This window comes from Mesorhizobium sp. (assembly GCF_005063415.1).
Taxonomy (GTDB): Bacteria; Pseudomonadota; Alphaproteobacteria; order Rhizobiales; family Rhizobiaceae; genus Mesorhizobium.
This window is the reverse complement of the sequence record NZ_SUEG01000064.1, coordinates 23989-30592: the sequence shown is the minus strand read 5'-3', so window position 1 is coordinate 30592 and position 6604 is coordinate 23989. Positions and strand designations below refer to the sequence as shown.

Annotated in this window: 6 protein-coding genes and 2 pseudogenes; 3 read left to right on the top strand and 5 right to left on the bottom strand. The window is 60.6% G+C overall.

All coding sequences use genetic code 11. The features are described 5' to 3' along the window. Nucleotides 1-214: hypothetical protein (locus tag E5W70_RS17900; RefSeq protein ID WP_292660277.1), on the bottom strand; the 214-nt coding region annotated here is incomplete at its 3' end. Between the two features lie 347 nt (nt 215-561). On the opposite strand from E5W70_RS17900, the gene E5W70_RS17895 reads away from it, so the two are divergent. Next, a complete protein-coding gene (locus E5W70_RS17895; protein WP_292660275.1) occupies nt 562-1293 on the top strand; it encodes a hypothetical protein in 732 nt (243 codons plus the stop codon). 124 nt (nt 1294-1417) lie between these two features. Beyond that, nucleotides 1418-1966 (top strand): class I SAM-dependent methyltransferase, encoded by a 549-nt coding sequence (locus tag E5W70_RS17890; protein WP_292660273.1) that lies wholly within the window; start codon nt 1418-1420, stop codon nt 1964-1966. Nucleotides 1967-2305: 339 nt separating this feature from the next. Here the strand turns inward: E5W70_RS17890 and E5W70_RS17885 are convergent. Both E5W70_RS17885 and E5W70_RS17880 read right to left on the bottom strand, forming a co-directional pair. Next, nucleotides 2306-2537: pseudogene (locus E5W70_RS17885) on the bottom strand (DUF6429 family protein). Between the two features lie 164 nt (nt 2538-2701). After that, nucleotides 2702-2887: pseudogene (locus E5W70_RS17880) on the bottom strand (inositol monophosphatase family protein); the annotation flags it as partial. Between the two features lie 329 nt (nt 2888-3216). Here E5W70_RS17880 and E5W70_RS17875 point away from each other — a divergent pair. Next, nucleotides 3217-4803 (top strand): adenylate/guanylate cyclase domain-containing protein, encoded by a 1587-nt coding sequence (locus tag E5W70_RS17875; protein ID WP_292660270.1) that lies wholly within the window; start codon nt 3217-3219, stop codon nt 4801-4803. Nucleotides 4804-5331: 528 nt separating this feature from the next. Here E5W70_RS17875 and E5W70_RS17870 read toward each other — a convergent pair. Both E5W70_RS17870 and cysQ read right to left on the bottom strand, forming a co-directional pair. Then, on the bottom strand, nt 5332-5577 hold the full coding sequence (locus E5W70_RS17870; protein ID WP_292660267.1) for a type II toxin-antitoxin system VapB family antitoxin: 246 nt from the start codon (nt 5575-5577) through the stop codon (nt 5332-5334). Between the two features lie 232 nt (nt 5578-5809). After that, nucleotides 5810-6598: a 3'(2'),5'-bisphosphate nucleotidase CysQ gene (gene cysQ / locus E5W70_RS17865; protein WP_292660284.1), complete on the bottom strand. Its 789-nt coding sequence runs from the start codon at nt 6596-6598 to the stop codon at nt 5810-5812. Between the last annotated feature and the right edge of the window lie 6 nt (nt 6599-6604).

Genomic DNA, 6604 nt, shown 5'->3' with positions numbered 1-6604 from the left:
ATCCCGCGGCTGAACTATCTGTTCGGGACTGACCTGCATCCCGGATTTCGGACCGTTCTGAGCTGGAATTTTCCACTGAGTTGAAGTTTTCGGAGGCGCCTTCATCCTGCGACAAGCTGAGGAGGGACGGTGGGCGGGCATCGATGTCTCGCCGGACCTTATCTCGGCCGTCACCGATCCCGTCCTTGAGGAGGTGGGCGGTCACGGCGCCCAAGCCACACGTCTCGGTCCGCCGACGATCGGGTTTCAGCCCCTGGGCCGGCGTCGTATGGCACGTAGCCGTTAGAATTCGGCAGTTAGTGCCGGATTTTGAAAGTCTCAAACTCTCAAACGAGCTCCCTCGATTCAGCATTTCATCGACGTGGCGTTAGCTGCGGCTTCCGTTAGGCCCTGTGCGCCGCCACCAACCTCGCGTAGACATGCCTGCCGGCATCGGCGCTGCGACGTGAGAACGCCATGCGAATACAGTCGTGTACCCTCTTCCTTTTCCTAGGCCTCTGCCTGACCAGCCTGTCGCCGGCCAGGGCCGCGGTAGGCGATTGCGGTGATGCTGCCGCGCTGGTGCAGCAGGCCTATCCCAAGGCCCGAAAAAGCGCCGACGGCACCTCGTTCATGCTTGAACCGCATGTCAGCATCGCCTCAACGCTCCCGGCGAGCGAGGCGCCATTCGGCCTGGTCTGCAAGATCTGGCCCGCCCACGACGACCTGCTACTGGTCGCAGTGCCGCTGATTGACAGCGCTAACGGCGACCACCTGCATGTCGGCGATATCGAGCTTCTGGTCATCGACAGGAAGAGCCTGCGGGTGCGCCAGCGCCTGCTCCAGCCCGGTCTGATGACCGATGACATGATTGTCATCGAAAAGGTGGAATTCGACACCGGCCGTTATGCACTGGCCCCCGATGTCACCGCATTCGGCCTGCGCATCGAAATGGCACACCATTCGCTGACCGCTCCCTTCACTGAGGCCGGCCTGCGGCTCTACGCTCTCGCCCGCGGTGAACTCCACGTGGTGCTCGACGGCCTCGTGGTGGCCAGCTCTGGTGGCGACAGCGACGGCAGTTGCGCCGGATTCTTTCATTCCAGCCAGGTCAGCCTGGCGATGAGCACGGCCAGCCATCATGGCTATCACGATATCATCGCGGTTGAGCGGACGAATACCGATAATCCCTCCCCCGACCAGAATGGCGAATGCCAGTCCCATCCCGGCAAGCCTGTGAAGCGGACCTACCGGCTGCGCTATGACGGCAACCGTTATCCGGTTCCCGCGGCACTCAAGGTGATGGGATTGTGACGCGGCCGCACACGTCCCTGCCTTGGTTCGCCAATGTGATCAATTCCAGTTGAATGGGTATCGACCATTAATTCTCTCGTGGTAGGAGGCGCTCAAGGGGGCTCTTCCCAAAGGAGCTGATGATTTGTGGTGGTCAAGATTCAAAAGGGGTTTTGCAGGAACATGGGACGACAGACTTGACGGGCTATTCTCCGCCAAGGTCGACTACGCGGGAAAATCCATTCTCGATGTTGGCTGCAATATGGGTGTTGTCGCCTATGAGATATCCAAGCTGAGACCCAGCTCGATCCATGGGATCGACATTGCCAAGCCGCATATCGAGACTGCAAAAATGTTATTGAGTGGCTCCCCGGTACATGCCCGGTTCGATCGCCTGAACCTCGGCAGCCGGCGCCTCGGCAATATCCTCCTACCGAAATACGATATCGTCCTGCTGCTGGCCGTCTATCAGCACATGCAGCGCAACATCGGCCCAGGCAAGGCGCGAAGGGTACTTTCCAATATTGTGAGGCGCACCTCAAACGTTGTTGCCCGCGTTCCGCCGGGAACGGATGGCGAATTCATCGAAACGCTTTCTGACGAGGGGTTCCAGGTTAAGAGCACTCACACATCGCCCCTTGGTAGTCATGTGCTGGTGCTTGAGAAACCCGCCCTAGGAAATCCGCAGCCATAGAGATTTCGCATCGCCGGTGGCAATCTGCCCCACTAAACATCCCATGTGTCAGCAGCGGCGCCGATCCGCTGCTGGCTGCAACTCCGCCCGGGTGCGCTCTTTCACCGGGAGAAGCATCTCGCGGCTGGACTTCGCCAATGCCGTTGCCATTGAGGGTCGCGGCTGCGGTGTTCTCTGCCACTGCTTGACAGAATGGATGCGCCCGTTGGCGCAGGTGACGAAGACGAATTTGGCCGCCACGGCCAGCGCACTGGCCGTCCCGCTGCTGTCAGCGCGCCGCCGGTGTCGAAAATCAACCATGCGCCATTATCTCTTAGGCGCCCGCCCTGCGCTCATGACTCATGGCGCCGGGCGGGTGAACAGAGCTCGGCATTGCTCCTCCGCACGCCAGTCCTTCATCTGTCAGAACCACTGACTTCGCCTTGTTTGCTGGATTCGCGATCAGCCCCTTCTCGTACAAGCGATCCAGAGCGTTCCAATCCAAACCCTTCCAGGCGCGCCTCTCTTCATGCAGCGTCAGCCAAAGCAGGCCCAGAACGGCATCGTCAATCTTGTCGGTGTCGATCTCCATGCAAGCAGTCTAACACGCGAAAGGCTCTGCACGATCCACACCGGATGGTTACTCGCTGCCACGAGCGTTCGGCTGAAAATAAGTGCTTCACTCAGGCGTCGCGTGCGCGACAGGTCATTTGCGCGGGCGACGAGCCGGGATGGGATCGGAGTTCATCATGGTGCCTAAGCGGCCGTGGCAGCCTTGCCGCTGGCAATGAAATGCGGATTGGCGAAATCCTCGTCATCGCTCTGGTTGCGCTTGCCGTAGGCGAGCGGCTCACCATTGAGCGTGCGCGTCATGCCGCCGGCAGCGCGCAGTACCGCGTCACCCGCCGCGGTGTCCCATTCCATAGTGCGGCCGAAACGCGGATTCGTTTCGCGAGACACGTTCCTTTCCGACGCGGTCTCCGGCCGCACAAGTCTCAACCTTGCCAGAGGTGAATTTTTTGCCCCCTGAGCGGTTATCGCGGAGCGCATTCCGGGCCACAACCGACTTTGCGACATCCTCTTCACTGATTCACTGCCCGGTCTAGCGCCAGAATGCGAAATCTGCTGTGGGGGTCGGGCTTAGCAAGAACGGCTCAAGGTCGGTCCGACGTTGCAGAGCTGACGTGTTTTCATCGAGCCGAGACTGACTCTGGTACCGTGCCGGGAATGAGCTATAGTTCAGAAACTAATGACGGCCGGGCGCTTGCACAATGGCTGGACTGGGCGAACAGATTGCGCGTCAGCAGCGCACCATGGGACCGCTCCTGGTGGCGGCAGTGGTCATCGGCCTTATCGGTCTGCCCGTCGCAGCCTGGCTCGACCTCCGAGACTTATCGGAACGGATGCTGCGCAGGCAAGCCAGCGAAATCAGCCGGATCATCGACGAAATGCGCGGATTCTACGGCAGCGACGTCGTGGGACGCGTGCTGCAAGCAGACGGCGCCGTGACTGCGACGCACAACTACCGGGACGTGCCAGGTGCGATCCCTATTCCAGCAACCCTCTCGATTGAACTCGGCAAGCGCATCAGCGCTCACGACGGGTCGGTCAAATATCGGTTCGTCTCGGATCTGCCTTTCAAAGGTCGCGCCCCCCATCAGCTCGATGTGTTCGAGCGGAATGCAATCTTTGCTTTGCGCGCCAACCCGAAGGAGCCGATCATCGAAGTCTCGGGCTCATTGTTTGACCGGCAGGTCCGCGCCGCGGCCCCTGTTGTAATGGGACAAGTCTGCGTGACCTGCCATAACTCACACCCGGACAGCCCCAAGACGGACTGGAAGGTAGGGGATGTCCGAGGGATCCAGGAGATATCAGTCAATCAGCCTATTGCTGCGAACGTCCTCACCTTCAAGTATCTGCTCCTATATTTCGGCTTCGCGGCGGCTGCGGGCCTGACGTTCATTCTCTTGCAGCGTCGGCAGTCCGCGCTGATTCAGGGCATCAACAAGGAGCTTTCCGAGGCAAACGACTTCCTGGCCGCGATTTCATTGAAGATCGCCAAATACCTTTCGCCTCAAATTTACAAAAGCATCTTCAGCGGCCAGAAGGACGTCACCATCGCGACCGAGCGCAAGAAGCTCACGATCTTTTTCTCCGACGTCAAGGATTTCACCGCGATCGTGGAACGGCTCCAGCCCGAGGACTTGACGCTTCTCCTCAACGAGTACTTCACCGAGATGTCGACGATCGCGCTCAAACACGGCGGCACCGTCGACAAGTTCATCGGCGACGCGCTTCTTGTGTTCTTCGGAGACCCCGAGACGCAAGGCATCGAGGAAGACGCGAGAGCCTGCTTGCGCATGGCTGTCGACATGCAGCGTCGGGTGGAGCAGTTGAACAGGGTGTGGCGTGACCGCGGAGTTGAACGGCCCTTCCGAGCTCGCATGGGCATCAACACGGGCTATTGCAATGTTGGGAACTTCGGTTCCGATGATCGGATGGACTACACCATCATCGGAGCCGAAGCGAACTTGGCGGCCCGTCTGCAGTCGATTGCCGAGCCCGGCGGCATCTGCCTCAGCTATGAGACTTACGCGCTCGTGCGCGACCTTGTCCGGGCGCGTCCGTTAGCACCGATTGCCATGAAGGGGATCAGCCGGGAGGTTGTCCCCTACGAAGTCGAGGGCCTCCTGGGTGAACTCGCCCAGCGCCCTCAGGTCATCAGCGAGCACGCGACTGGCCTCGACTTGTTCCTCGATGTTGAGGCAATCGACGAGAACGGGGTCGAGCGGGCGAAGAAACGACTTTCGGAGGCGCTCCTGGCCTTAACCATCCGAAGCAAGTCCGCCGCATTTTAGGCTCTTGAACGTGATGCAATCTGGACCGTGGAACGGGCCTTTTGTTCCCTGACAGTCGGCTAAACCGTCGCACTAATGGGGAGCGCGACAAGCCCGTAAGCGACGCTTGCGCTCTGCGTCGCGAGACTGTGGCTCACGCAGCCTCGATGTCGGTCTGCGGAAAGTCGGCGCCTTTGAACACACTAATGGCTGGTCACAATGCCGGCCACAAGCATAGGCGAAGCAGTCACCAAAGTTCAGCCGCGCTGGGTGCCGGCCCTTGCCGAAGCGATCGAAAGCGTCAAGCGCGACTCGAGCCGTGTTCGGCGGCACCGCGACCATGTCAATCTCCATCAACGAGAGATAGCTTCCACGGCCTCGGCCGCCTCGGTGATTGCCTAGTCCAAGACTCTCGCGACCGCGATTGCAGCCTCCAATGCCGCAAGTGAGCGAGGTCAGCCGCTTTCAGGTCTGCTGCATGCGTGCAAGGAGTTCGTGCGCATTCTTCGTTGGTCATCAGCGCCGTCAGGGCCGAGGCGTCGCTGAACATCAGTCATTCTCGTACAGGCTGTCGCGGAACGCCTTGTCGGCGGACCTGCCGTGATCAGGCTTGCCCCGGGCTCGCAGATCACGGCAGAATCTGACGCCGATCTCCACCAGGGACGGTCTAGCCTGTTCGCGCTCAAGCTCATGCTTGAGCGCGGCATGGACGGCCTCAGTCAGACCAGTCCTCTTAAGCGCGGCGACCCGGCGGGCCAGCGCGTCGGTCTCAGGATTCTTGATGTGGAATGCCATCACTCGCTCGCATAGCCGTTCAAGTGTATCGGTATGTAGCAATTTGGATACACCGTGTGAAAGCCCCGCAGCATCGACCGGACACGAAGCGAATCGGCCACGCCGACGTAACTGCAGGCTGGACGGGGATCGTACGTTGTGTTTACAGACCTCGAGCAGTATCTGAGGTCGCTTCCTAAGTCACTTGTAACACCCGCACTTTCGTACGGGTCTGGAACTGCGCAGTCATCGTCTAGCCAGATCTAGCAGCTTTGCCGCTGGCGATGAAATGCGGGTTGGCGAAATCCTCGTCGTCGCTCTGGTTGCGCTTGCCGTAGGCGAGCGGCGCACCATCCAGCGTGCGCGTCATGCCGCCGGCAGCGCGTAGCACCGCGTCACCCGCGGCAGTATCCCATTCCATGGTGCGGCCGAACCGTGGATACACGTCCGCCTCGGCCCCGGCGAGGAGGCAGAATTTCAGCGACGAGCCGACCGAGACGATCTCGGCCGCGCCAAGCGCGCGGATATAGGCGTCTGTTTCCGGCGTGTTGTGGGACCGGCTGGCAACGACGGTCAGCGGCGCCGTACCGGCCCTCGCCGAAATCGTCTGGCGATCGACGATCTCGTAGTCGTCATTGATCTCGATCGCTTCCGCTTTGCCCGGCCGGCCGGAAAAGAAACGGCCGGTGCAAGGCGCGAAGACGACGCCGATCTCCGGCACGCCATGGCGAACCAGTGCGATGTTGACAGTGAAATCGGTCCGCCGGTTGACGAACTCCTTGGTGCCGTCCAGCGGATCGATCAGGAAGAAGGCGTCGCCGAGATCCGGCGCCATGATGCCGGCCGAAGCTTCTTCCTCGGCCACGCACGGAATCTCGGGAAATGCGGAACGCAGCCCGGCAAGGATGATCTTCTCGCTCTCGCGATCCGCCTCCGTCACTGGCGAACTGTCCGACTTGCTGTCGACCGCACAGCCGGCACGAAAGACGCGCATCACCTCGCGCCCTGCCGCCAGTGCAAGGTGCTCGAAGACGGCGAGCATCGCTTC

What these genes read in the sequence shown, in the direction of transcription:
- E5W70_RS17875 (WP_292660270.1), top strand. Translation starts at nt 3,217, where the DNA reads ATGGCTGGACTGGGCGAACAGATTGCGCGTCAGCAGCGCACCATGGGA.
- E5W70_RS17870 (WP_292660267.1), bottom strand. Translation starts at nt 5,577, where the DNA reads ATGGCATTCCACATCAAGAATCCTGAGACCGACGCGCTGGCCCGCCGG.
- cysQ (WP_292660284.1), bottom strand. Translation starts at nt 6,598, where the DNA reads ATGCTCGCCGTCTTCGAGCACCTTGCACTGGCGGCAGGGCGCGAGGTG.